Source organism: Magnetospirillum sulfuroxidans (genome assembly GCF_018224925.1).
In the GTDB taxonomy this organism is placed as follows: domain Bacteria; phylum Pseudomonadota; class Alphaproteobacteria; order Rhodospirillales; family Magnetospirillaceae; genus Magnetospirillum; species Magnetospirillum sulfuroxidans.
Genome location: NZ_JAGTUF010000005.1, coordinates 112959 through 135597 on the forward strand (window position 1 = coordinate 112959; position 22639 = coordinate 135597).

The window sequence follows — 22639 nt, forward strand, 5'->3', positions numbered from 1 at the left end:
TCAGGAACTCCCCTCGGCCGGGGTAGCGCATTGTGTCGGCGAACCGCGGGCGATGATGGTCTTTCTCAGTTCGGCGAAATCAATGCTGCCGTCGCGCTGGTCGGACACGGCGCCGAAATTGTGGGCCATGGGCGATTTGCGCCCCGACAGATACCACGCCTTGCGGCCGTCAAGCCAGCCGCCGGCCTTACCGGGGGTGGCGCCGGCATCGGAATCGCCGACCCAGAACTCGGTGGCCGGATCATCGCTGAAGCTTTGCTTGGCCATCCACAAAATGGCGTCGCCAAGATCATCGAACTTGTAGACCTTGCCCTTGGGGCCGCCACGCACTTGGGCGGCAAAGCGCGGATCATCGACGATCATGCCGCAATAGGCGCAGTTTTCCTTGCCCCAGCGCACCGGAGCCGGCCCGGTGCCGCTGTCGGCGCAAGCGCCCAACGACGCGGCGGCAAGGGCGGCGGGAAGCAAAGCCAGAGCCTGGCGGCGGTTCATGCCACACATTTTTCGCTCTCCTTCAATTCCAGGCCGGCGATAATTCCGGTGTAACGCGACAGCATGCCAAGAAAACGCAAACGATCCGGCCCGTTGATCATGCCGGTCCATTGCGTGCCGGCACCGATAAAGCCCCATTCGCTGAGCGCGCGGGCAAACGCGGCATCGGCGCGGCTCATGTTCAAGACACAGGCTAAGCGGCTGGTCATATCCACGGAATCGGCCACCCGATCATCCAGGGCCACCGTGCCCATATCCATCTCGATCACCCGATTGACCAGGGCGGCGACCTCGTCCAGGCGATGGCTGGTGATCAGCATGACGCCGTCATCCTGGCGCGCCGCCAACAGGCGAAAGAAGATGTGCCGGGCCTCAGGGTCCAGATTGGCCGCCGGCTCATCCATGATCAAGATGTCGCTGGGCCGCCCCAAGGCGATGCCGATCAGGGTCTTTTGCTTCATGCCGCCCGACAGCTTGACGAAGGGAAGCTTGCGGATGCGGTCGAAATCCAACCCCAATTCGCCGATCACCCGCACCATCTCCTTGGGATTGGACTTGCACACCGCGGCGGCGAAACCGATCAATTCCCCCACCGGCATCTTCAAGGGCGGCGGAATTTGCGGCACGAAGCCCATGCGGGCCAGCACGGCGCCACGATTGGCACGCGGGCTCAGACCATCGACCAGCACGTGGCCATCATGGGTGTATTCGCCCAGCAAGCAGCGGATCAAAGTGGTCTTGCCGGCACCGTTCGAGCCGACCAAGGCGATGCGATCCCCCTTGGCCATCTCCAGGCTGACCCCGCCCAGCACGCGCGACCGTTTGAAGGTCTTGACCACATTGACGAAAGAAATCATGGGCGGGCGCCCTCCCTTACAGCAACTTGTCGAGGCCCTTGACCTCGAATTTCAGCGATCCGGTGGGACAGACGTCCACGCATAATCCGCACCGGGTGCAGTCGGCGCCGATGCCCGAATGCATCTGCGTCGCGAACCCTTTCTTGGTTACGTCCAGCACATGCGGCACCAGACAGACCTTGCGGCACTCGCCTTCGTGATGACAGTTGACCGGGCGGAAAACCACCCGCACCGGACTGATGGCGCCGACCACCGCATAGGTAATGCCGATCGGACACATATAGCGGCACCACATCCGCCGAGAATAGAACACTTCCAAGAGCAAGAGGAACACGACGATGGTCAAGGCCCAGGTCGGTCCGTAAATCATGGCCCGCGACAAGATGCCGGTGGGCGAAATGGTTTCGAACACCGTGTAGCCCGAAGCCAGGGCCGCAACGGCGAAAATCACGTACAGCACCACGCGGGTACGGCGGTGCAATTGGTGATCCTTGATCAGCTTTTTCGCCGCCAGCTTCACATGCAGCGCTTCCGCCCATTCGGCCAGCAGATGATAGGGACAGACCCAGGAACAGAAACTGCGGCCGCCCAGCAGCCACCACAGCAGCAGCACCGTGGTGGTGCCGATGACCAGATTGATCAAGATGGTCTTGAAGGCCAAGGTGACCTGCAAGGCCGAATTCAAATCGGCGAAGTGGAAACCGATGACGCGGGACGCGGTCAACGCCCCTTCGATCAATTGGACATCGAAGTGATACGACAGCACGAACAACAAATTGACGACCAACAGCGTCAGCCACCGCCGATTGCGCCAGGTATGAACCTTGTGGGCATCGTGGGTCTGCCGGTTGATCTCGGCCCGCTGTTCCGGCGTCAGTTTGCTGGCGCGCTTGGCCTCGTGCAGGGCTTGGGCCTCGGGGCTGTATTCCTCGGGCCGCGGCTTGGTCGGCTCGCGTCCCAGCATGATGGCCAGGGATTGGATCAGGCTCATGCCGGCCTCCATTGCGCGCGGGAATCGATTACGATCGCCGCCGGTTCGGTCGGGCAGATCATTTCGCACATGCCGCAGCCCACACAACTTTGCCGAATTTCCGGAATCCGGCGCTTGTCGGCGGCATCACTGCTAAGGGGGACCAAGGCGATGGCCCCTTCGATCGGACATTCGCGCACGCACAGATCGCACAATTCCAAGTCATAGGGATGGTCGGCGATGGGAATGGGTTTCCAGCGATCAACCGCCTCGTAGCGATGCAGGCCGGCGTAATCGGCGCCACGCGCCTGGCCCTTGAACCCCAAGCCTTGGTGCGCCAGACAGATCTCCGGCTTGTCCAGCCGGGCAACGCCCATGCGCACTTCTTCCTTTTTCGACAAATCGTGCGTCAACGCCCCTGTCGGACAGGCCAAGATGCATTGCACCGCGTCGCAGGAAAAATCGCAGGCTTGGTCACGGGCGGCGATATGGGGAACGCCCACGCCAAATCCGTCAGTGATATCGCTGAGAACGATGGCTTCCACCGGGCAGACCTGCACGCATTGACCGCATTTGATGCAGGCGGCCAGAAAGTCATCCTCGCCGATGGCGCCCGGCGGACGAAGGCGATGGGCCTGGGCGCCAAGAACCGGCAACCAGCCGGCCATGGCCGCCCCCACCGCGGCCCCCCCCAGCAGCAGCGAACGCAAAAAGCGGCGCCGCGCCTCTTGTTGCACATGGGCGGGCGGCGGCGGACGTTTGGGAATCTGGCTCATGGCTTGGTCTCCATTTTTGCCGCCATCCGGGGATGCTCGTCTTCCAACATCAGTTCCGGCTCGCTGAACGGGGCCAGGCGATCAAGGAAATCCAGAACCTCCAATACCGGCGCGCCCTTGAAGAAACGCGTATTGGGAACGTCCATCCACACCCGCCCGGCATAATTCATCACCCGATGCGGGGTATCGCCGATGCCGTCGCCGTCACGGTCAAAGCCTTCGTAACTGTCCCAGCTATTGCCGTCCCAGGTATTGCGCTTGGCCGAACCGCCGCCGAACACCGCCACCTCGGTCATGTTGGCGGTCAGCGTGTTGCGGCGGAATTCGTTGTCATGCCAGTCGTTCAGGAACGAGATGGCGATGTCGTTAAAGGCGATGCGGTTGCCGGTGATGATGTTGACGGTATCGGGCTGAAACGGCGAGACATCAAGAAAGATGCCGTTGGCGCAATAGATGATCTCGTTGTTCTCGATGGTGACGGCGCTGGCTTCCTTCATGGAAATACAGGTGCCGGTCGCGCCGACCGAATGCGAGATGACATTGCCGCGAATGATATCCCCACTATCGTACATGGCGGAAATACCAACGGAATTATTGGTGAAGGTGTTGTTTTCGATCAGATTGTCGGCGGCGAACATGAAATGCATGCCATAGCGCCCGCCACTGGCGTAATTGCCTTTGACGTGGTTGCGCTTGGAATACCACAAAACGAAATCGCGGCTGTCCTTGACCACGTTTTCTTCCACCACATTGTCGTCCGAATACCACAGACGGATGGAATCGCCGCGCAACCCCAGTTCCAGCGGTTTCGAGGTGATGTGGTTGCGGCGGATGACGTTGAAATAAGATTGCTGCAAATCGATGCCGAACAACGCGTCGTCGATCAGATTGTCCTTGATGACGTTGTTGTTGCCCCGAATCTGGATGCCCGAATCCTCGGAATTGTGATCCGAGCCGGTGCCGGTCAGGTGAAAGCCCTTGATGGTGGCGTTGTTGGCCTTGACCACCAAGACCGTCCCGACGCCGCCGGCGTCAAGGATGACCTTGCCGCCGCCATCCAGGGTGATGGATTTCTCCACCAGCAATTTACCCAGGTAATGGCCGGGTGGCACGGCGATCACCGCCCCATCGTCGGCCGCGTCGATCCGTGCTTGGATTTCGGCCATGGGGATGCGGCTGGGGGCTGGGCCGGCCGCCACCGCGCCCCACCCCCACAGGGCCATCGGCACGGCAGCGGCGGCGAGGATGCGGCAGCGCCACGAGGAAAAAAGTGCGCCGTCCCTGCTCGCATTCATATCCTGCTCCTAACGCAGGGATTTCCGCCGCAACAAAGCGGCCAGAACCAGGCAGGCGGCAGCGGCCAGCAACAGGCCGTAACCGTAATGGGGATAGGAATAGGTATAGAACTGCGCCACCTTGCCTTGACCGAACACGGTCGGCATGAACGGCTTGACGGTGAAAGCTCCCCACGGGCGCAAGCTATGGCCGAACCACCACAGCCAAGCCGAATAATCGACGACAAAGGCCACCGGAATGACCACGCCCGACAACGGCAAGACCCACCAAAACGGCCCGGTATAGAACAAGAAGGCCACCAACATCACACCGACCAACGAAAACAGATAGGGCGCGGCGGCAATTTCCAGCGTCGCCCCCTTCTCGATCGGTTCCATGCCGATGAAGTGGTTGATGACGTTCATTTCGTGCACGCAATCCAGGGCTTCTTCCTCGTAGACGTCGGCGTCTTCCGATCGCATCTGGCAGCCATTGAACACGCCGTTGACGTGGAAATGAATGCGCACGCCATCGGGGAAGGTCTGTTCCGGGTAATTCGGCGCCTTGAGCGACACCCACCAGATGGGCGAGTAATACGCCCCGACAATCAGCAATCCGGCGATCAGCGTCAACGCCCGGAAAGCCAGGATAAGCTTGTTCTTGTCGTGGGTCTGCATGGCAACCTCTTGGTTTTGTCCCCCCGCCGTCATTCCCACATCGGCGGGAGTTCAAGCACAGAGCACTCAGACGAGAAAAGCTCCGTGGCCATCTTTACCTGCGCGAAGATGGCCACGGAGGCGATGAAATTTATTCGAAATCCGGGTTCTGCCAACCCTTGACCCCGATCTTGTCCGCCGGCGGCTTGATGCGCGAGACATAATCCAGCACGGCCTTGGTATCCCGTTCGGTAAAGGTCTGGATCTGCTTGATCATATCCGGATTAGCATTGCGGCGCTTACCTTCCTTGATCCACTGATACTGACGCATCAGATAGTTGTAATGCTGACCTTCCAAACGCGGATAATACTTGTCGTTGTCGCCTTCGCCGTGTTCGCCATGGCAGCGGACACAGTTTTCCTTATACAGCTTTTTGCCGTGTTCCAAATCTTTACCATCACCGAGGCCCGGTTCCGGGTTCATCTTCAGCTTTTGGATATAGGCGGCAACGTCGGCGATGGATTGCGGACCGCCGATCTGGTCGGGCAGCGCGAAGGGATACATGGTCGGGTTGTCGCGGTTAAGGGCGCGAATGTCGGCCAATTGCTTGATGATCACCTTGGGGTGCTGACCGGCCAATTGCGGGAAGGTCCCATCGGTCTGGCCCCAGCCTTCCGGCAGATGGCAAGCGGCACAGACTTCATAGACGTCGCGGCCATTCTTGACGTCGGGCTTGAGATGCTCGGCCTCGTCTTTTTCGCCGCCATTGGCGTTCCAATGGTAATCCTTGTCGCCCAGCAACTTGCCCTGGGTCGGCTTCTCGCCGGGGCCGGCCCAAGCGGCGGTGCCGATGGCGGCCGTGGCGACGAGCGTTAGGGCCATGGCCTTGAAAAGGGTCTTCATATCGCGCTCTCCAATGTTCAATTCTTTAGACAAAGCTTATACCCCCCGGTACGGCTCTTACTTGACGTTGGCTAAGAAATCCGAGATGGCGGTCAACTCTTCGTCGCTCACCAGATGCATCACCGGTTGCATGGTGTTGGTGCCGCCATTCTTGCGCACACTGTTCTTGATGTCGTTGGCCTGACGGATCAGGTAATCCTTGTCCTGGCCAGCCAGGAACGGATAGGTCTTCATGATCGGCTTGGCGCCGTCCTTGCCGTGACAGGCGATGCAGGTCTTGGTCATGTACAGCTTCTTGCCCGGCAGGGCGCTGTCGCCCTTGCCGGTGATCGGACCAAGCGAGGCCAGATAATCGGCCAAAGCCCGCATCTCGTCCTCGCTGACGTCGTCCAAAATCGGCTTCATGGTGTCCACCGACAGACCATTGGCGCGGGCGCCGGCCTTGATGTCCTTCATCTGGTTGAACATGTAATCGGCATTCTGGCCGGCCAGATGCGGGTATCCCGGTTCCAGCGGCGTCTTGGCGTCTTCGCCATGACAGGCATTGCAGCCCTTGTCGGTGAACAGCGCCTTGCCATCGGCGGCCACGGCCGGCGATGCGGCCAGCGCGGCCAGAACCGTCAAGACCGCCAGGGATCTGGTTTTTGTGACAATCATCAATCTCTCCTTTGCCGCTTAGTCAAAGGGGGCGGATTTCTCCGCCCCCCAGACTGTACGAAAACGTGGATCAGTCTTGAGCTTACTTGACCTTTTTGGCCCCGCCCTGCTCAAGGAAGGTCTTGGCCCGCAAACCGATATCGGCGGTCTTGACCTGGTACTGGAACCACTGCTCGGCCCACAGGAAGGCGTTGTGGAAGTCGCCCTTGGCGGCATAATCTTCCGACTTGGCCTTGGCGCCGGCGGCAAAGTTCAACTGGTCGGTGGCGTCTTCGACCAGGGCAACCACGGGAGCGAAGTCCTTGTAGTTGACGCTGGTGATGTAGCCGACGACGCTGTCGATAACCTTTTGGGTTTCGACGTTGGTCTTGACGCGAGCGTCATAATCCGCCTTGCCGTAGGTCACGCCTTCCTTGGCCTTGACGTCGGTCGCCTTGTAACCGGCCGGCTGCACGATCAGATAACCCTGCATTTCCAAGTGCAGAGCCGAGCAGAACTCGGTGCAGTAGTACGGATAGACGCCGGCCTTGTTGGCCTTGAAGCTGGCCGAAGCGGTCTTGCCCGGTTCCAGCGACAGGTTGACGTTGTGCTTGGAGATGGCGAAACCATGGGTTTCGTCCTCGGCACGTTCCAGGTTGGTCAGATGCACGGTGACTTCATCGCCCTCGGTCACTTCCATGATTTCAGGCGTGATGTGCGAGCGGATGACCGAACCGAACACTTCCACCTTACCGGGGGTGCGTTCGATGCGTTCCTTACCGGCACGAACGGAGGCGGGATGCTTTTCCTCGGTGCGCGAGTCGGTGCCGTGCGGATAACGCACATGCGGCTTCAGCTTGTCGGCGGCGATGGCCACGGCGTAGTGGGGTTCGCCCAAGGGCAGCGGCATGTCATACAAAAGCTGCATCTTGTCGTTGGACGCGTCGATCAGCTGATGGTTTTGCGGATGCAGCGGGCCGACCGGGTTGAAGCGGTCGATGGCCAGCTTGTTCAGCGCCACCACGTACTTGCCGGCCGGATGGGCGGTATCGCCTTCCATCGCCATCAAGTGACCGATGTTGTAGTGGATCGAGATCTTGTCGATGACCTTGCCTTCGCAGAAATCCCACTTGGCCAGCATCGAATCGACGTACAGCGAGGTGTAAGCCACGCAGGGCTTGGCGTCATACTGGGTATGAAGCGGGCCGAGGCCCAGTTCCACCTGCTTGTGGATGACGTCCTTCATGTCGATGATCGGCACGCCGTATTCGTCCTTGCCCGAGAACTTGCCGGCCTTGATGGCCGCCTGGATTTTCTCGAACGAATAGACGGTGACGTGGCTATCCAACTTGCCCGACACGGTCAGCAGCTTGCCATCCGGGGTGACGTCGACGCCGTGCGGCGACTTCGGTTCCGGGATCAGGAACAGCATGCCTTCCTTGATGGCGGTGGCCATCTCGATGACCGCATGACCATTGATCTGCTTGGTCTTGCCGGCCTTGAACAGTTCCTCGCCCTTCTTCCAGTTCACGACGTGCAGGAAGTCGGTATCCTTGGCCGAGCAACCGGCTTCGAACGGCGGACGACCGCTTTCGATACCGCCGACATAGCGTTCGGAACAGAAGGAATTGGTGAACGACCAGCCATCCGACGGGCCTTTGCCGAAATCGGACAGATCCTGGCTATAGGGCGGCAATTCCAGCGAGAACGAATTCTCCGGCTCGATCCGACCCTTTTCGCGGTTGAACTTCCAATAGGTCACCGCGCCGCGATACTTCTCGTTGAACTGCTCCAACGGAACGAATCCACCGCCCAAGGGGGCGGCATATTGCGAGGCTTCGATGATGTAATCGGTATTGGGCGAAACGAAGGCGCCGCCGTGTTCCGACATCATGATCGGGTTCTTGACGATCTGCTTGGTCTCGAAATCCTTGAGATCGATGACCGCCAGACGGGGGAAGTTCTTGTCATTGATGAACAAGTACTGGCCGTCATAATCGCCGTTGGTTTCCGACAGAGCCGGATGGTGGGTATCGCCGAACTTGACCTGACGGCCATCAATGTTCGAGCCTTCATCCAAGATCTTCTTGGATTCGTCGTCATAGCCATAGCCCTGCCAAGGCTCGGGGGTAAAGACGCCGATATACTTCAAGATACGCATGGACGGGATGCCGTACACGATCACCTGACCGCTTTGACCGCCGGAGGAGAAGACGAGGAATTCGTCGCGCTTGCCGGTGGGCGTATAGGTCTTGGCGGCGGCGAGAACGTCTTTTTCGTTCAGACCGCGACGCTTCATCACGTCCTGCAGGGATTCAGCGCCCATGGCCTGGCTGGCAGTCAGCACGCCAAAGGACACCGTGGCGAGCAGGCTCGCCAACTTCATGCTACGATTCATTTTCCCCACCTTATTTCTGTTAAAAGGGGACAGAGATACCCAAACACTTCGCCGACAAAGATGCGCGCTTGCTCATGATGAAGCCGTGACCTTGGTCAAGTCCTGACGTCCCGATATCTGTTTGACTGTGGACAACACAGATCCAATGCGGAGTGAAGGTGATGATGCTGCGTTCCATGATGCTGGCCGTCGCGATCGGATTTGGCGCCCTGCCGGCGCTGCCGTTCGGCCCCACGCCCGCCCTGGCCTCGGAATTCACCGGCCGTTTCCTGCTGGAAACCCATGACGGCAAGCGGGTCAACGACGAAAGCTTCGCCGGCAGGATCCGGCTGATGGCGTTCGGCTACACCTATTGCCCCGACGTCTGTCCAACGGCGCTGTCGACCATGGCTTCGGCCCTCGATCTGCTGGGGACCAAGGCCAATCAGGTGGTGCCGCTGTTCGTCACCGTCGACCCCAAGCGCGATACCCCGGCCCAGCTCAAGGATTATATGGCGGCCTTTGGTCCCCGCTTCATCGGCCTGACCGGGACCGTGCAGATGACCGACGCGGCCGCCAAGGCGTTTCGCGTCCGCTATGAAATCCACCCGCCCGAGGATGGCGATCCCAACCATTATGTCGTCGATCATTCCGCCGGGATCTTCATCATGAACCGCGATGGCAGCTTTGCCGCCAAGCTGGGCTATATGGCCGACGCCAACGAAGTGGCCGAAAGGTTGCGCCAGGTCATGGATGGGGAAAAGAAATAATGCTCGATCGCCGCAGCTTCATCGCCGCCGCCCTGGCCAGCGCCCTGCCGTGGCCGGCCGTGGCCGGCAAGGTGGCGCAAGGCCTGTTCATCGCCGAGACGCCCAAGCCGCTGACAAACGTCGATATCCGCGACAATCAAGGCCAACCGGCCGGTATCGAAAGCTGGCGCGGCAAGCCGGCCCTGGTTAATCTGTGGGCCAGTTGGTGCCTGCCCTGCGTCGCCGAATTGCCGGCGCTGGACCGGCTGAAGCCGATCATCGAAGCAGAAGGACTGCGGGTGATCGCCTTGTGCCTGGATCGCAGCGGCGCCGTCGGCGCCGTTAATTCCTATGCCCGTCTGGGCATCAGAAATCTAGCCGTGCATGTGGATCACCAGCGCCAAGCCGGCGAAGCCTTCGGCGTCGCCGTCCTGCCCACCACCTTGCTGCTGAACGAAAAAGCCGAGGAAGTGGCGCGCTTTGTCGGCGGCGCCGCCTGGGACGGGCCGGAATCGCTGACATTGCTGCGCGCCCTGATCGCCGGCAAAAAGCTGGAAACGGCGATGAGCCCGCCCTTGGTCAGGCCCACCGCCAATCCATGATCGCTATTGCATGCTTCGCGTGAAAATGCGCTAGGCTGTGCCGACCAAATAGGCCGACACGTAACCATTGACACCGGCGATCAGCTCGACGGAAATACCGCTGTCGATGCTGGCCGGATCGAAGGAAGCCGGGCCGGTGGCAAGCGATACCTGATCGGTGCCGCCGTCGGGAACCTGGCCATTGCTCTTGCAATTCCCACCTTCGATCAGCGCCAATTGGCCATTGGTGCCGACGAAAATCTGTGTCGGCGTCACAGCCACATTGGCAACCCGCCCCGCCGATTTGTAGAACTCATAGGTCCATTTCACCGGCTGCCGCAACGACATATCCAGACAGGCGCCGCAGCCAGACAATCCCACATACAACAAACCGGAGGCCAGATCGCAAGCCAACCGGGTATCGCCCGCCCCCAGACTGGCTTGCAACGATTGGGTCATGGCCGTCACCTGGGGCTTGGCCAGCGACAGGTCAAAGGAATAAATCCACCCGTTGCAGCCGGCGAACAACCAAGGCAGAATCCTGCCGCTACCGGGGGAGGACTGGTTCAGAAAACTCAACAACGACACCGTGTTGCTGGCACTGCTGCCCCAATCCCATCCCGGCAACGTCACCTTCCACAATTCGGTCATCTTATCCGCCGACAGTGCCCACATCTGGCCGTTGGTGCCGACGAACAACGTTTTCTGGTCAGGCGACAATGCCAGCCGCACTTCGTTGTTACCGGTGCCGGTCAACGGGTTGGAATAGAGGACCTGGCCTTCAGTATTGACTTTGTAGACATAACCATTGGCCCCGGCATAGACATACCCCTGACTGGAAGCCACCACCGAGGTCACGGTGTTGAGGGCGTTGGGCAGGGTGATCGGGGTGCTCCACAGACACGTGGTGAAATTACTGATGTTAACGGCTTGAATGTGGCCGTTGCAGCCGAAATAGGCGACCATACGGCCGCTATCATAGGCAATCCGCACCTCGCCCTTGCCGACACCGGTCAGATCGTTTCGGATCGGATCATTCGCCATACCGAAATCGTAAAAGAACGCATAGCCGTTGCAGGTGGCGATCACTTTCGATCCCACGCTCAAGGTGTTGGTGATGCCGTTACCGGCACCGGACATGCTATCGGTCCACACAGGAGCTAAAGTAGCCATAAATCCCCTCCAAAAATCCCGCTTAGGTAGATAGGGATAATCAGGCTATGACCAAAAACACTCAATGCGCGAATTGTGACAACCTTAAGGTTGCGGTGATCAGCGGCCCGCCACCACACAATCTCGTGCTGGCGGGCCGCAGGGTCGATCAGTGCTTCATGTGCTGGGAGTGATCCATCGGCGCCATCGGCGCGGTCATCGCCCCGACACTGGCCACCGGCATCTCGACCTTGACGTCGCCAGCCTTTTCAAACGTTAAGGTCAACGTAACCTTATCGCCTTCCTTCAGCGGCGCAGTCAGGTCGATGAACATGACGTGATCGCCGCCAGGCTTGAGTTCCGCCTTGCCGCCGGCCGGAACAGCGATGGAATCGACCTTGCGCATGCGCATGATCTCGCCATCCTTGATGTGGGTGTGCAGTTCGACGGCCTTTGACACGCTGGCCGAGGCGGCGATCAGTTTATCATCCTGCTTGCCCGAATTGGTGATGGTCAGAAAGCCGGCGCCATTGGCGGCCTTGGGCGGAGCGCGGAGAAAGGCGCCGCTGACTTCCAGATCCGCCGCCAGGGCGGGAAAGGCGAACGCCAGGGCAGCAGCGGTCAACAGGAACTTCTTCATGGGAGAATCCTTTATGCGGACAATGACACACCAGCCCAGTGACAACAGGTCACAGGGGTAAAGCGAAGGTTTGGATCAGGTGGGAAAAGAAATTGGGAATTCAGGCCGCAGGCGGGGCGCGGGCCTGGGCCGTGCGGAACGTTCCATCGGGGACAAACGATCGGGCGTCAATGGGCGAGCGAACCCGGACCGCGCTCTCGGTGGGGAGAGTGAAGTGTTGGGGCAGTACCGCGCCGTTGGCCAATTGCGCCGACTGACAGATCAGGCAGCAACCGTCGTCTTGATAAGGAACATCCTCGCCGGGGGGAATGGCGATGCCGATTCCACCCCTGACATGGCAGACATAAACGCCCAGCGGACCGGCAACGCCGAATCCTGGGCCAGACCCCGATACCAGGGCCAGACCGGGCGTGGTGGCGGTGAACAAAAAGCCCAGCAAAGCCAGCAGCGCGCCCAGGTCGCGGAGCGGGCCGCGTCCTCTGAACAGGCTTAGAAACTGGTTACGCCAAGGCTTCACGTCACACTCCTCCTGCATGATGAGAATAAGGGGAAGCAGGATCAATGGCTTTGACCATGATCAAGACATTGGCTGCTTCCCCGTCCGCCGTCAATGCCCAGCATGCCCCCCATGTCCGCCATGATCGGTCATTCCCGGCATCGCCGGCATGGCCGGCATGGTGGTCGCCGGCATCGAACCGATGCCGTTGGCCGCCTGCATGGCGCGGATATAGGCCAATACGTCCTTTTCCTGGCCCGGTTTGACTCCCTCCGGCTTGGGCATGTCGCCGAACTTCCACATATGACCGGCGGTGCCGTTGCCGATCACGCTCAGGACTTGATTATCGTCGTGTCCGGCGCCGGCGGCGTACCACGGATGCAGCAGCGGCGGCCCCTGATCGCTGCCGCGCAGGGATGGCCCGTGACAGGTGGCGCAGACGGTTTGGAACAAACCCTGCCCGGCGCTGGCCTGGGCGTCGAGCGTCGGCACCACCACCGCATCTTGGGCAAAGCGCACCGACACCGGCTTTCCCGCCGCGTCCAACGACAGCACCGCCACCACCTTATCGGCGGTTTTCACCGCCGCTTCGGCGGTCAGCCGCTCGGCCTCGGCCCGCAACGGCAACTCGGTCTTGACGCCGTTGATCAACAGCACCGCCTTGCCGGTGGCCGCCACCGGCTTGTCCGCATGGTCGCGGACCCAGACCCGGATCCCGCCATCGCGGATGGCCAGTTCCACATGCAGTTCGCCGCTGGCGGCAACCTGACCGCCAAAGAACGGAACCGCCGCGCCATGTCCCCAGGCGGGGGCGGCCAAGGCGATCAGGACGGTGGTGGCAAGAACGAAACGGATCTTCATTGCTTTTCTCCTTTGACGCCGTTGGCGCCGAACAACAGAAACAAGACGGGGGTGACGATGGTGTCGAGCAGGGTTGACGACAACAGGCCGCCGAAAATGACCACGGCCACCGGATGCAGGATTTCCTTGCCCGGCGCGCCGCTGGCCAGAACCAACGGCAACAGGGCCAAGGCCGCCACCAAGGCGGTCATCAGCACCGGCGCAAGCCGTTCCAGTGAACCGCGCACGATCATCTCGGGACCAAAGGCCATGCCTTCGTCACGCATCAGGTGGCGGTAATGGGAAATCTTCATGATGCCGTTGCGGGCGGCAATGCCGGTAAGAGTGACGAACCCGACCATCGACGCCACCGACAAGGTGCGATCCCCCAGCCACAGCGCCACCACCGCGCCAATCAACGCCATGGGCACATTGGCCATGATGATGGCGGCCAGCACCGCCGAGCGGAAATGCACGAACAGCACCAAGAAGATGCCGACCAAGGAGAGCAGCGCCAACAGGCCGATCAGGCGCGCGGCCTGTTGCTGGCTTTGGAACTGCCCCTCATAGGCGATATAGGCGCCGGGCGGCAGTTTCAGCGCCGCCAATCGGGCTTGCACATCGGCGACCACCGAGCCGATGTCGCGGCCATGGGCATTGGCCAAAACGACGATCCGCCGGCGCATGTCATCGCGCTGGACCACGTTGGGGCCGACGCTTTCCACCACCTCGGCCAGCAAGGCCAACGGCACGGGGCCGGCCGGGGTATCAACCAAGATCTGACGGAAATCGTCGGATTGTGCCCGCCAGTCCTGGGCCAGACGCACGACGACATCAAAGCTTTGCTGACCGTCGCGGACGCTGGCGACCACCTTGCCGTTCAAGGCCGCTTCCAGGGTTTCGGTCAACCGGTCAAGCGTCAGCCCGTATTTGCGCGCTTCGCCCCGGTCCAGACGGATCTGCACCTGCGGAATCAGCACCTGCTTTTCCACCTGCAAATCAGCCAGCCCGTCGATTCCGGTCATCAAGGCACGGGCTTGTTCGGCCAGCCCCCGCAACTGGGCCAGATCGTCGCCATAGATCTTGACGGCAATTTCCGCCCGCACTCCCGACAGCAGATGGTCGAGACGGTGGGAAATGGGTTGGCCGATATTGACCACGACACCGGGCAACAAAGCCAAATTGGCCCGCAGATCGGCCAAAATCTGGTCACGAGCGCGACCATTATCGCGCAAATCCACATCGATCTCGCTGTAATGGACCCCTTCGGCGTGTTCGTCCAATTCGGCCCGCCCCGTGCGCCGGCCGGTGGACAGGACCTCTGGAACCCGACGGATCAAATCCTCGGCGATGGTGCCGATGCGATTGGATTCCGACAGCGACGCACCGGGAGCCAGCAAGACATTGACGGTCACCGTGCCTTCGTTGAAAGCCGGCAGGAAGGCCCGTCCCATCAACGGCACCGAGGCCGCCGCCGCCATCACCAGCAGCACCGGCACCGCCAGAACAAGGCGCGGATGGGAGAACGACCAGTGCAACACGCGCCGATCCCCGCGTTTCAGATGACGCACCAGCCAAGAATCACCATGGCCGACCACCTTGGCCGCCGGCAACAACGTCAAGGCCAAAGCCGGAGTCACGGTCAGCGAGACCAGCAACGACGCCGCGATCGAGGTCACATAGGCGATCCCCAACGGCGCGAACAGCCGCCCTTCGATGCCCGACAAGGCAAACAGCGGCAGAAACACCAAGACGACGATGACGGTGGCGTAGACGATGGAATTGCGCACTTCCGACGACGCCCGGAACACGACGTCAAGGGCCGGTCGCGGCTGAGCCAGGCCGGCATTTTCCCGCAACCGCCGCAAGATGTTTTCCACATCGACGACCGCGTCATCGACCAATTCGCCGATGGCCACCGCCAGACCGCCCAAGGTCATGGTGTTGATGGACAAGCCCATGAAATGGAACACCAGGATGGTCACCACCATGGAGAGAGGGATGGCGGTCAGGCTGATGAAGGTGGTGCGCATGTTCATCAAGAAGGCGAACAACACGATGGTCACCAAAATGGCGCCATCGCGCAGGGCTTCCTCGACATTGGCGATGGCGCGCTCGATGAAATCGGCCTGACGGAACAAGATGCGGTCGGCGGAAATGCCGGGGGGCAGCGATTTCGCCAGTTCCGCCAGCGCCGCTTCGACCTTGCGGGTCAGTTCCACCGTATCGGCCCCTGGCTGCTTTTGCACCGCCAAGATCACCGCCGGTCGGCCATCGACCGAGGCATCGCCGCGCTTGGTCGCCGCCCCCAACCGCACTTCGGCCACTTGGCCGACAGTGATGCTGGCGCCATTTTGCCAGGCGACCACCGTCTCGGCCAGATCGGCCACGTCGGTGGTCTGGCCGAGATTGCGGATCAGATATTCCGATTGCCGCTGTTCCAAAAAGCCGCCGGTGGTATTGCGGGAAAAACCGGCCAAGGCGGTTTCAAGCTGTTGATAGGTCAGCCCCAGCGCCGCCAGCCGCGATGGCGAGGCCAGCACCTGATATTGCTTGACCGCACCGCCGATGGGGATGACTTGGGCGATGCCGGGAATGGACATCAGGCGCTGACGCACCACCCAATCGGCGATGGTGCGCACCTCCATGGCGGTGGCGGCGCCATCCTTGGCCTGCATGCCGACCAGCAGAATTTCCCCCATGATCGACGAAATCGGCCCCATGGACGGGGCGATCCCGGCGGGCAATTGTTCGGCCACGGCGGACAGACGCTCGGACACCAGTTGACGGTTGCGATAGATGTCGCTGCCCCACTGGAATTCCACATAAACGATGGACAGGCCGACGGCCGAACTGGAGCGCACGCGGGCAACGCCGGGGGCGCCATTCATGGCGGTTTCGATCGGCCGGGTAACCAGGGATTCGGTTTCCTCGGGGGCCAGGCCCGCGGCCTCGGTCATGATGGTGACGGTGGGACGGTTGAGATCCGGGAAAACATCCACCGGCAGATGGACGGCGACGTTCAGCCCCCACCCCAGCAACAGGACGGCGAAAGCCAGCACCAGCAAGCGCTGGCGCAGGCTGAAGGCGATGATGTGGTCGAACATGATCAGCGCGCTCCCCGCAGCTGGTCCATGCCCTGAACCACCACCTTGTCACCGACGGCGACGCCGTCGATTTCAGCCCAAGCGCCCAGCGACCGCAGCAGCTTGACCGGGCGGATTTCAAAGCTTTCCGGCCCGGTGCGGAGGAACACCACCTTGGCCCCGCCATGATCGACCACCGCTTGGCGCGGTACCGCCAGCTTCAGCCGCATGGCCCCCACCGACAGGTGAACATCCACCGGCATGCCGATGCGCAGGCCCTGGGCCTGCCCGCCGCTGGGGGCGAAAATAGCGTGGATTCCCTGGTCGACCAGATCGACGCGGGGGCTTATGCCCAACAAATCCAAGCCATACACCATATCGGGCAACAACCGACTGGTGGCGCTGGCCGCCGTCACCGTATCGGCCAGCGCCAGATCGTGGATAACCGCCTCGATGCGCAGACGGGCGGGATCAACGATTTCCACCATTACCTTGTCGGGGGCGATGACCTCGCCCGGCATGACGTGCAAATCGGCGATGACGCCATCCATCGGCGCGGTAACCAATTCCCGTCCCAAGGCGGTGCCGGCGATCTGCGCCCGTTCACGCCGCATTTGCCCCAGCCGGATGCGGCTGGTTTCCAACGCCTTGGCGGTCACCACCCCGCCCAGGGCTTCTTGGCGGGCGAGTTCGCGTTCCTGCAATGCGATCTCGCTTTCCATCCGATACAAGGCGCCGCGCTGGCCGCTGCGTTCCAGCCCGGACAACACCGGTTCCAACACCACCAGCACGTCGCCGCGCTTGACCCTTTGCCCCGGCACCGGTAACGCAAAGGCCGGATCACCGACGACGCGCCCGGCCTGTGACGGCTGAATGCGGGCGAAGCCCTGGGGATCGGGGATGACCCGGCCGGGGACCCGCACATTGTCCGCCGATTGCCGCGCCGCCACCGGTTCGGTCAGCACCCCAATCAGGAATTGCGCCGCCTTGGGCACGGTGATGATTTGCCCCGGCGCTGGCGGCACCGGAGCGGCATTGTCGCCACCATGGTCATGGCCGGAATGGGCCAAGGCCGGCGCCGCCCAGGCCAGCAGCAACAGCACCTGCAAGGCGGTCGCCCCCAGATGGCGCCGTCGCGCCCTTGCGATCATCACCGCCAAGACCAATACCAGCAGGGCAGCGCCGGCCCAAACCGGCCACGGGATCGGAGCGGCGGCGGCGGCGACTGGCGACGCGGGCGCGGCCGGGCCAATACCGCTCAGCAGCAGCAAATCGTCGCGCCCTTGGGCCGAGACCGTCACCATGACGTCAACCGCCGTCAGCGGCTGCCAGTCCAGGCGATACACCCCCGGCTGCGCCGTCGGTTGCGGCCGCCCCCGCCAGCTGCCGGCCTCGATGGTGATGTCGGCATTGGCGATGGGGGCGTTGCTGTGGCTATCCGCCAGATAAAGCACGGTGCCGCCGCTTGCGTCCGGCTGCAACACCACCTGGAACAAGTCGGTTTCGCCACCATTGCCGGGCTGAACCACAATGGGGGGCAAGGCCGGCGGGGCGCCGTGATCTTCGCCGCCATGGGCATAAGCCGGCAGGGCATGGGCCAGGATCACGGCGGCGACAGCCGCCCCGGCCAAAAAGGATCGGAACATGGAATTATCCTGAAATCAGTTATGCCGAACAGCCCCGCGGCAACACTGGCGGCGGGGACCAAGGGATGAACGGATTCAGGCTCTGGGGGGTTCGGAAGGCGGCGGCGAGCCCAGGCCGGACCACGCCGACAACACCGGCAAACCGGGATGACGGAACGGAACGACGGTAACGCCGAGACTGAGTTCGCCAGACGGCAAAACCGGAACGCAGCCGGTGAACATGCAGTGACAGCCGCCACCGGCATCAGCCGTCGGCATGGTCACATCACCGGCATCAGCGGCGGCCGAATCATCGGCCGGCTGATTTTGTTGGACGTGATGATGATTGTGGACGCCGTCATCGGCACGCGCGGTCTCGGCCGTGACCAGCACGGTGAACAAGACCAACATTGCCAACAGCCAGATCCGCAAGGTTCATTGTCCTTTGACGTCCAACCTTCGTAATATGAACACCGCCGATCACAATGGCAATGCTTCTGGACAACGTGGACACATTATGGCCATCACCCCCACCTTCGCCCTGCCCGCCACCTTTTTGGGCACCAACTGCACCGATCCCGGCCAGCGCTTCCAGATCGCCGGCATTCCCTTTGACCTGGGGGTGACCAACCGCAGCGGCGCCCGCCAGGGACCGGCGGCGATCCGCGCCGCCAGCCGGATGTTGGTCGACGGCGACAACCCGGCGACATGGCGCGACCCGGCCCTGGCCGGCATCGCCGATATCGGCAATTTCGCCCTGGCGCTGGGCGACATCGCCGGCTCGCTGGCCTTGATCGAGACGCAGGCGGCGGCCTGTTCACACCTGATTTCCCTGGGCGGCGACCACACCATCGCCCTGCCCCTGCTGCGCGCCGTGTCGAAGCGATTGGGCGGACCGCTGGCCCTGGTCCATTTCGATGCCCATGTGGATACATGGCCGGACAATTTCGGCCAAAGCATCGCCCATGGCTCGGTGTTCTATCACGCCATCGTCGAAGGACTGGTCGATCCCACCCGCATGGTGCAGATCGGCATCCGCTCCCCGGTTGCCCGCCCCATCTATGATTGGGGCATCGACCAAGGCATCACCGTGATCTCGGCCGAGGACGTGCATTTATCCACCCCGGCGGCGGTGGCCGACCGCATCCGCGCCGTCATCGGCGACCACCCGGCCTATCTGTCCTTCGACATCGATGCGCTGGACCCGGCCTTCGCCCCCGGCACCGGCACCCCGGAAGTGGGGGGATTGGCCAGTTGGCAGGCCATGGGCATCTTGAAGCGACTGCACGGGCTGGATTGGCGCGGCATGGACGTGGTCGAGGTGCTGCCGGCCTGCGACGTCGCCGAAATCACCGCCCTGGCGGCGGCGACGGTGGCTTGGCACTATTTGTCAATTGTCACTTGATTGACATAGTCGATACCGTTATAAGCTCGGATTAGACGCATAACGCACGTGCACACGGCCCATCCGCTTGGGTCAGCAACGACGGACGCGTCCTTTTTGGCGGAGAGTCGGTCATTGTGGGCCGACAGCCCCTTAAGGGAGGTGGACATGGTTGTTCCGACCTGCGGAAGGCCTCAGATCCTTTCACGCAAATCCAGTATGTGACGGCGGTGCCGGAGCGCGGTTTTAGCGCTTCAACTGGCATTGCCGTGACATCCGCCGCACCCGCGTTGGAATGGCAGCATTCCGACGCGATGTCGCCGTTTTCTCGCCCTGCCGCGAGGAGGATTGCGTTATGAGCCACATCCGTTCCCGTTTCACCATCGCCCCGCTGCGCCGCAGCCTTCAATCCCACCACAGCGTTTTCGTCGATGACGTGGTGCGGGCGCGCCGCCCCGACGTGCCGATGCATTGCCTGCGCCCGGCGACCTTGCGCGCCGCCGCCCGGACCTTTGTCGCCGGCTTTCCCGGCACCACCTTGTACGCGGTCAAGTGCAACCCTGACGCGGCGGTCTTGCGCGCTTTGTGGGATGGCGGCGTCCGTCATTTCGATTGCGCCTCGGCCGGCGAAGTGGCGTTGGTTCGCCGCACCCTGCCCCGCGCCCAAATTCACTTCATGCATCCGATCAAAGCCCGCGGCGCCATCCGCGAAGCCTGGGAACGGCACGACGTGCGCGATTTCGTCGTCGACAGCGCCGCCGAACTGAGCAAGATCATCGAGGAAACCCGCCACCGTCCCGGCCGTCTGGGCATCGTCGTCCGTCTGGCCCTGCCCAAGGGCGGCGCCCGCTATGACCTGTCGGGCAAGTTCGGCGCCAGCGTGGACGAAGCGATCGGCTTGCTGCGCATGGCCGCCGCCTGCGCCGGCCGCATCGGCCTCAGCTTCCATGTCGGCAGCCAGTGCGCCGATCCCTCGGCCTGGAGCCGCGCCCTGGCGCTGACCGCCGATGTTCTCGCCGGTTTCGGCCAGCCGGTGGATATCATTGATGTCGGCGGCGGCTTTCCGGTCAGCTATCCCGATATCACCCCGCCGCCGCTAACGGCGTTTTTCGCCGCCATCGCCACCGGCTTCGCCCGCCTGGGCCTGCCCGCCACCACCCAATTGTGGTGCGAACCCGGTCGCGCCCTGGTGGCGCCGGGACAGTCGCTGGTGGTCCGCATCGACGGCCGCCGCGGCGATCATCTGTTCATCAATGACGGCATCTACGGCAGCCTGTCGGATGCGGGCATTCCCGCCTTCCGCTTTCCCTGCCGGCTGATCCGTGCTGACGGCACGTCCATTGCCGCCGACCAGCCTTTCGTCTTTTTCGGCCCGACCTGCGATTCCGCCGACCGCATGGATGGCCCCTTTGTCCTGCCGGCGGATGCCCAGGAGGGCGATTGGATCGAAATCGGACAATTGGGAGCCTATGGCGCCAGCTTGCGCACCGGCTTCAACGGCTTTGACCAGTCATTGACGGTCGAAGTCGATGATTCCCCCATGCTGTCCACCCCAGGCTTTGGCCCCATGGCTATCGCCGCCTGACCCCGCCGCCGCCCATGGATCGGGCGGCGATGTTTCACATTACCAGGGGAGGTATTCTGGTATGAGCAACCTTGTTTCCTTCGACGGCCGCGTCGTCATCATCGGATTTGGCAGCTTGGGCCCCGGCGTTCTGCCGCTGCTGTTGCGCCACTTCAACCTGGATGCGTCACGGGTGACCATCATCACCGCCGAGGAACGGGGTCACGATATCGCCGACAAATACGGCGTTACCTTCATCAACGACCCGCTGACCCCGGAAAATTACCGCGACCGCCTGATTCCTTTGCTGAAAAAGGGCGATTTCCTGCTCAACGTGTCGGTTGACGTGTCATCGCTGGCGCTGATCGAACTGGCCTGGGACGTCGGGGCCTTTTACCTGGACACCTGCATCGAACCTTGGGCCGGCGGCTATACCGACCCCGGCCTCAGCCCGTCGCAGCGCACCAATTACGCCTTGCGCGAAGCGGCGCTGAAACTGAAGGCGGCCGGCAAGCAACCCACCGCCATCATCACCAATGGCGCCAATCCCGGTCTGGTCAGTTTTTTCACCAAACAGGCGCTGCTTGACATCGCCCGCGACACCGGCATGGAAACCACCGTGCCGGCCAGCCGGCAGCAATGGGCGGAACTGGCGCAAAAGCTGGGCGTCAAGGTCATCCATGTGGCCGAGCGCGATACCCAGGTATCGGCCACCCAGCCCAAGCAAAGGGGTGAATTCGTCAATACCTGGTCCATCGACGGCTTTGTCGGCGAAGGGTGCCAGCCGTCGGAATTGGGCTGGGGCAGCCATGAAAACCACTTCCCCGCCGATGGCCGCCGCCACGATTTCGGCAGCGATTGCGCCATCTATCTGATGCGGCCCGGCGCCAGCACCATGGTGCGGACGTGGACGCCGACCGAGGGGGCGTTCCAGGGTTTCCTGATCACCCACAACGAATCCATTTCCATCGCCGATTACTTCACCTTGAAGGACGGCGATACCCTGCGCTATCGCCCGACCGTGCATTACGCCTATCACCCGTGCGACGCCGCCGTGCTGTCCCTGCACGAGCTGGCCGGCAAAACCTGGCGGCAGCAGCCCAAGCAGCGGCTGATGATGAACGAAATCAGCGCCGGCGTGGACGAATTGGGGGTTCTGCTGATGGGCCATGCCAAGGGCGCTTATTGGTACGGTTCGCAATTGTCCATCGCCCAGGCGCGGGAATTGTGCCCGCACAACAACGCCACCAGCTTGCAAGTCACCGCCACCATTTTGGCCGGCATGGTGTGGGCGCTGGAAAACCCCGAACGCGGCCTGACCGAACCCGACGAAATGGATTTCCAACGGTGCCTGGAAATCGCCCGCCCCTATCTGGGGCCGGTACTCGGGGTTTATTCCGATTGGACCCCGCTGGAACGACGAGAAGAATTGTTCCCCGAGGATCTGGACCATGGCGATCCATGGCAGTTCAAGAATTTCCGGGTCGTTTGACCGGTTGAACAGAGGGGCGAAAGCCCCTCTACTCTTTTGGATATGGGGGAAAGACCTTAGCATTTTAGAAAGTATCAATAATAAAAT

General features: G+C 61.9%; 21 protein-coding genes. 5 read left to right on the top strand and 16 right to left on the bottom strand.

Translation table 11 applies throughout. The annotated features are described in order from the left end of the window. The 9 genes from KEC16_RS07965 to nosZ all read right to left on the bottom strand — a co-directional run bounded on the left by KEC16_RS07965 (position 1) and on the right by nosZ (position 8952). Positions 1–501, bottom strand: coding sequence for a nitrous oxide reductase accessory protein NosL (locus tag KEC16_RS07965; RefSeq protein WP_249208932.1), 501 nt, complete (start codon positions 499–501; stop codon positions 1–3). Next, positions 489–1349, bottom strand: coding sequence for an ATP-binding cassette domain-containing protein (locus KEC16_RS07970; protein ID WP_211547618.1), 861 nt, complete (start codon positions 1347–1349; stop codon positions 489–491). Before KEC16_RS07970 ends, KEC16_RS07965 begins: the two co-directional genes overlap by 13 nt. 16 nt (positions 1350–1365) lie before the next feature. Then, positions 1366–2340: a NapH/MauN family ferredoxin-type protein gene (locus KEC16_RS07975; protein WP_211547620.1), complete on the bottom strand. Its 975-nt coding sequence runs from the start codon at positions 2338–2340 to the stop codon at positions 1366–1368. Beyond that, the gene (locus KEC16_RS07980) at positions 2337–3095 is read right to left on the bottom strand and encodes a 4Fe-4S dicluster domain-containing protein (protein ID WP_211547622.1); all 759 of its coding nucleotides are present in this window, start codon (positions 3093–3095) and stop codon (positions 2337–2339) included. The genes KEC16_RS07975 and KEC16_RS07980 overlap by 4 nt, the downstream gene beginning before the upstream one ends. Continuing rightward, complete coding sequence (gene nosD, locus KEC16_RS07985) at positions 3092–4390, bottom strand: nitrous oxide reductase family maturation protein NosD (protein ID WP_211547624.1); 1299 nt, start codon at positions 4388–4390, stop codon at positions 3092–3094. The genes KEC16_RS07980 and nosD overlap by 4 nt, the downstream gene beginning before the upstream one ends. 9 nt (positions 4391–4399) lie before the next feature. Beyond that, entirely contained in the window at positions 4400–5047 is a 648-nt protein-coding gene (locus KEC16_RS07990; protein WP_211547626.1) for a hypothetical protein, read from the bottom strand. Between the two features lie 130 nt (positions 5048–5177). Then, complete coding sequence (locus tag KEC16_RS07995; RefSeq protein WP_211547628.1) at positions 5178–5930, bottom strand: c-type cytochrome; 753 nt, start codon at positions 5928–5930, stop codon at positions 5178–5180. A 57-nt stretch (positions 5931–5987) separates the two neighbouring features. Then, positions 5988–6587, bottom strand: a complete 600-nt coding sequence (locus KEC16_RS08000; protein ID WP_211547630.1) for a c-type cytochrome — start codon at positions 6585–6587, stop codon at positions 5988–5990. 82 nt (positions 6588–6669) lie between these two features. After that, positions 6670–8952, bottom strand: coding sequence for a Sec-dependent nitrous-oxide reductase (nosZ, locus tag KEC16_RS08005; RefSeq protein ID WP_249208934.1), 2283 nt, complete (start codon positions 8950–8952; stop codon positions 6670–6672). Between the two features lie 173 nt (positions 8953–9125). Here nosZ and KEC16_RS08010 point away from each other — a divergent pair, with 173 nt between their 5' ends. Together KEC16_RS08010 and KEC16_RS08015 are read left to right on the top strand one after the other, a co-directional pair. Continuing rightward, entirely contained in the window at positions 9126–9713 is a 588-nt protein-coding gene (locus KEC16_RS08010) for an SCO family protein (RefSeq protein ID WP_211547634.1), read from the top strand. After that, on the top strand, positions 9713–10294 hold the full coding sequence (locus KEC16_RS08015; protein ID WP_211547636.1) for a TlpA family protein disulfide reductase: 582 nt from the start codon (positions 9713–9715) through the stop codon (positions 10292–10294). Before KEC16_RS08010 ends, KEC16_RS08015 begins: the two co-directional genes overlap by 1 nt. 30 nt (positions 10295–10324) lie before the next feature. Here KEC16_RS08015 and KEC16_RS08020 read toward each other — a convergent pair whose 3' ends face one another. The 7 genes from KEC16_RS08020 to KEC16_RS08050 form a co-directional block, all read right to left on the bottom strand. Then, positions 10325–11413 (bottom strand): PQQ-binding-like beta-propeller repeat protein, encoded by a 1089-nt coding sequence (locus tag KEC16_RS08020; protein ID WP_211547637.1) that lies wholly within the window; start codon positions 11411–11413, stop codon positions 10325–10327. 181 nt (positions 11414–11594) lie between these two features. Next, positions 11595–12065: a copper chaperone PCu(A)C gene (locus KEC16_RS08025; RefSeq protein WP_211547639.1), complete on the bottom strand. Its 471-nt coding sequence runs from the start codon at positions 12063–12065 to the stop codon at positions 11595–11597. A gap of 100 nt (positions 12066–12165) precedes the next feature. Further along, positions 12166–12582 carry a DUF2946 family protein gene (locus KEC16_RS08030; RefSeq protein ID WP_211547641.1) on the bottom strand — a complete coding sequence of 139 codons (417 nt, stop codon included), beginning with the start codon at positions 12580–12582 and terminating at the stop codon, positions 12166–12168. A 90-nt stretch (positions 12583–12672) separates the two neighbouring features. After that, complete coding sequence (locus KEC16_RS08035; protein ID WP_211547643.1) at positions 12673–13422, bottom strand: c-type cytochrome; 750 nt, start codon at positions 13420–13422, stop codon at positions 12673–12675. Further along, positions 13419–16508: an efflux RND transporter permease subunit gene (locus tag KEC16_RS08040; protein WP_211547645.1), complete on the bottom strand. Its 3090-nt coding sequence runs from the start codon at positions 16506–16508 to the stop codon at positions 13419–13421. Before KEC16_RS08040 ends, KEC16_RS08035 begins: the two co-directional genes overlap by 4 nt. Positions 16509–16510: 2 nt before the next feature. Further along, on the bottom strand, positions 16511–18133 hold the full coding sequence (locus KEC16_RS08045; RefSeq protein ID WP_211547647.1) for an efflux RND transporter periplasmic adaptor subunit: 1623 nt from the start codon (positions 18131–18133) through the stop codon (positions 16511–16513). A gap of 75 nt (positions 18134–18208) precedes the next feature. Next, entirely contained in the window at positions 18209–18544 is a 336-nt protein-coding gene (locus KEC16_RS08050) for a hypothetical protein (RefSeq protein ID WP_211547649.1), read from the bottom strand. An 85-nt stretch (positions 18545–18629) separates the two neighbouring features. Here KEC16_RS08050 and speB point away from each other — a divergent pair, with 85 nt between their 5' ends. The 3 genes from speB (at position 18630) to KEC16_RS08065 (ending at position 22552) form a co-directional block, all read left to right on the top strand. Then, a complete protein-coding gene (speB, locus tag KEC16_RS08055; RefSeq protein ID WP_211547651.1) occupies positions 18630–19517 on the top strand; it encodes an agmatinase in 888 nt (295 codons plus the stop codon). Between the two features lie 334 nt (positions 19518–19851). Beyond that, positions 19852–21081: a type III PLP-dependent enzyme gene (locus KEC16_RS08060; protein WP_211547653.1), complete on the top strand. Its 1230-nt coding sequence runs from the start codon at positions 19852–19854 to the stop codon at positions 21079–21081. A gap of 61 nt (positions 21082–21142) precedes the next feature. After that, on the top strand, positions 21143–22552 hold the full coding sequence (locus KEC16_RS08065) for a homospermidine synthase (protein ID WP_211547655.1): 1410 nt from the start codon (positions 21143–21145) through the stop codon (positions 22550–22552). The last annotated feature ends 87 nt before the right edge of the window (positions 22553–22639 follow it).

Coding starts and splice junctions, on each gene's coding strand:
- KEC16_RS08010 (WP_211547634.1), top strand. CDS start 9,126: ATGATGCTGCGTTCCATGATGCTGGCCGTCGCGATCGGATTTGGCGCC.
- KEC16_RS08000 (WP_211547630.1), bottom strand. CDS start 6,587: ATGATTGTCACAAAAACCAGATCCCTGGCGGTCTTGACGGTTCTGGCC.
- KEC16_RS08045 (WP_211547647.1), bottom strand. CDS start 18,133: ATGTTCCGATCCTTTTTGGCCGGGGCGGCTGTCGCCGCCGTGATCCTG.
- KEC16_RS07965 (WP_249208932.1), bottom strand. CDS start 501: ATGTGTGGCATGAACCGCCGCCAGGCTCTGGCTTTGCTTCCCGCCGCC.
- nosZ (WP_249208934.1), bottom strand. CDS start 8,952: ATGAAGTTGGCGAGCCTGCTCGCCACGGTGTCCTTTGGCGTGCTGACT.
- KEC16_RS08065 (WP_211547655.1), top strand. CDS start 21,143: ATGAGCAACCTTGTTTCCTTCGACGGCCGCGTCGTCATCATCGGATTT.
- KEC16_RS07980 (WP_211547622.1), bottom strand. CDS start 3,095: ATGAGCCAGATTCCCAAACGTCCGCCGCCGCCCGCCCATGTGCAACAA.
- KEC16_RS08015 (WP_211547636.1), top strand. CDS start 9,713: ATGCTCGATCGCCGCAGCTTCATCGCCGCCGCCCTGGCCAGCGCCCTG.
- KEC16_RS08020 (WP_211547637.1), bottom strand. CDS start 11,413: ATGTCCGGTGCCGGTAACGGCATCACCAACACCTTGAGCGTGGGATCG.
- KEC16_RS08060 (WP_211547653.1), top strand. CDS start 19,852: ATGAGCCACATCCGTTCCCGTTTCACCATCGCCCCGCTGCGCCGCAGC.
- KEC16_RS07990 (WP_211547626.1), bottom strand. CDS start 5,047: ATGCAGACCCACGACAAGAACAAGCTTATCCTGGCTTTCCGGGCGTTG.
- KEC16_RS07970 (WP_211547618.1), bottom strand. CDS start 1,349: ATGATTTCTTTCGTCAATGTGGTCAAGACCTTCAAACGGTCGCGCGTG.
- KEC16_RS07975 (WP_211547620.1), bottom strand. CDS start 2,340: ATGAGCCTGATCCAATCCCTGGCCATCATGCTGGGACGCGAGCCGACC.
- speB (WP_211547651.1), top strand. CDS start 18,630: ATGGCCATCACCCCCACCTTCGCCCTGCCCGCCACCTTTTTGGGCACC.
- KEC16_RS08040 (WP_211547645.1), bottom strand. CDS start 16,508: ATGTTCGACCACATCATCGCCTTCAGCCTGCGCCAGCGCTTGCTGGTG.
- nosD (WP_211547624.1), bottom strand. CDS start 4,390: ATGAATGCGAGCAGGGACGGCGCACTTTTTTCCTCGTGGCGCTGCCGC.
- KEC16_RS07995 (WP_211547628.1), bottom strand. CDS start 5,930: ATGAAGACCCTTTTCAAGGCCATGGCCCTAACGCTCGTCGCCACGGCC.
- KEC16_RS08025 (WP_211547639.1), bottom strand. CDS start 12,065: ATGAAGAAGTTCCTGTTGACCGCTGCTGCCCTGGCGTTCGCCTTTCCC.
- KEC16_RS08035 (WP_211547643.1), bottom strand. CDS start 13,422: ATGAAGATCCGTTTCGTTCTTGCCACCACCGTCCTGATCGCCTTGGCC.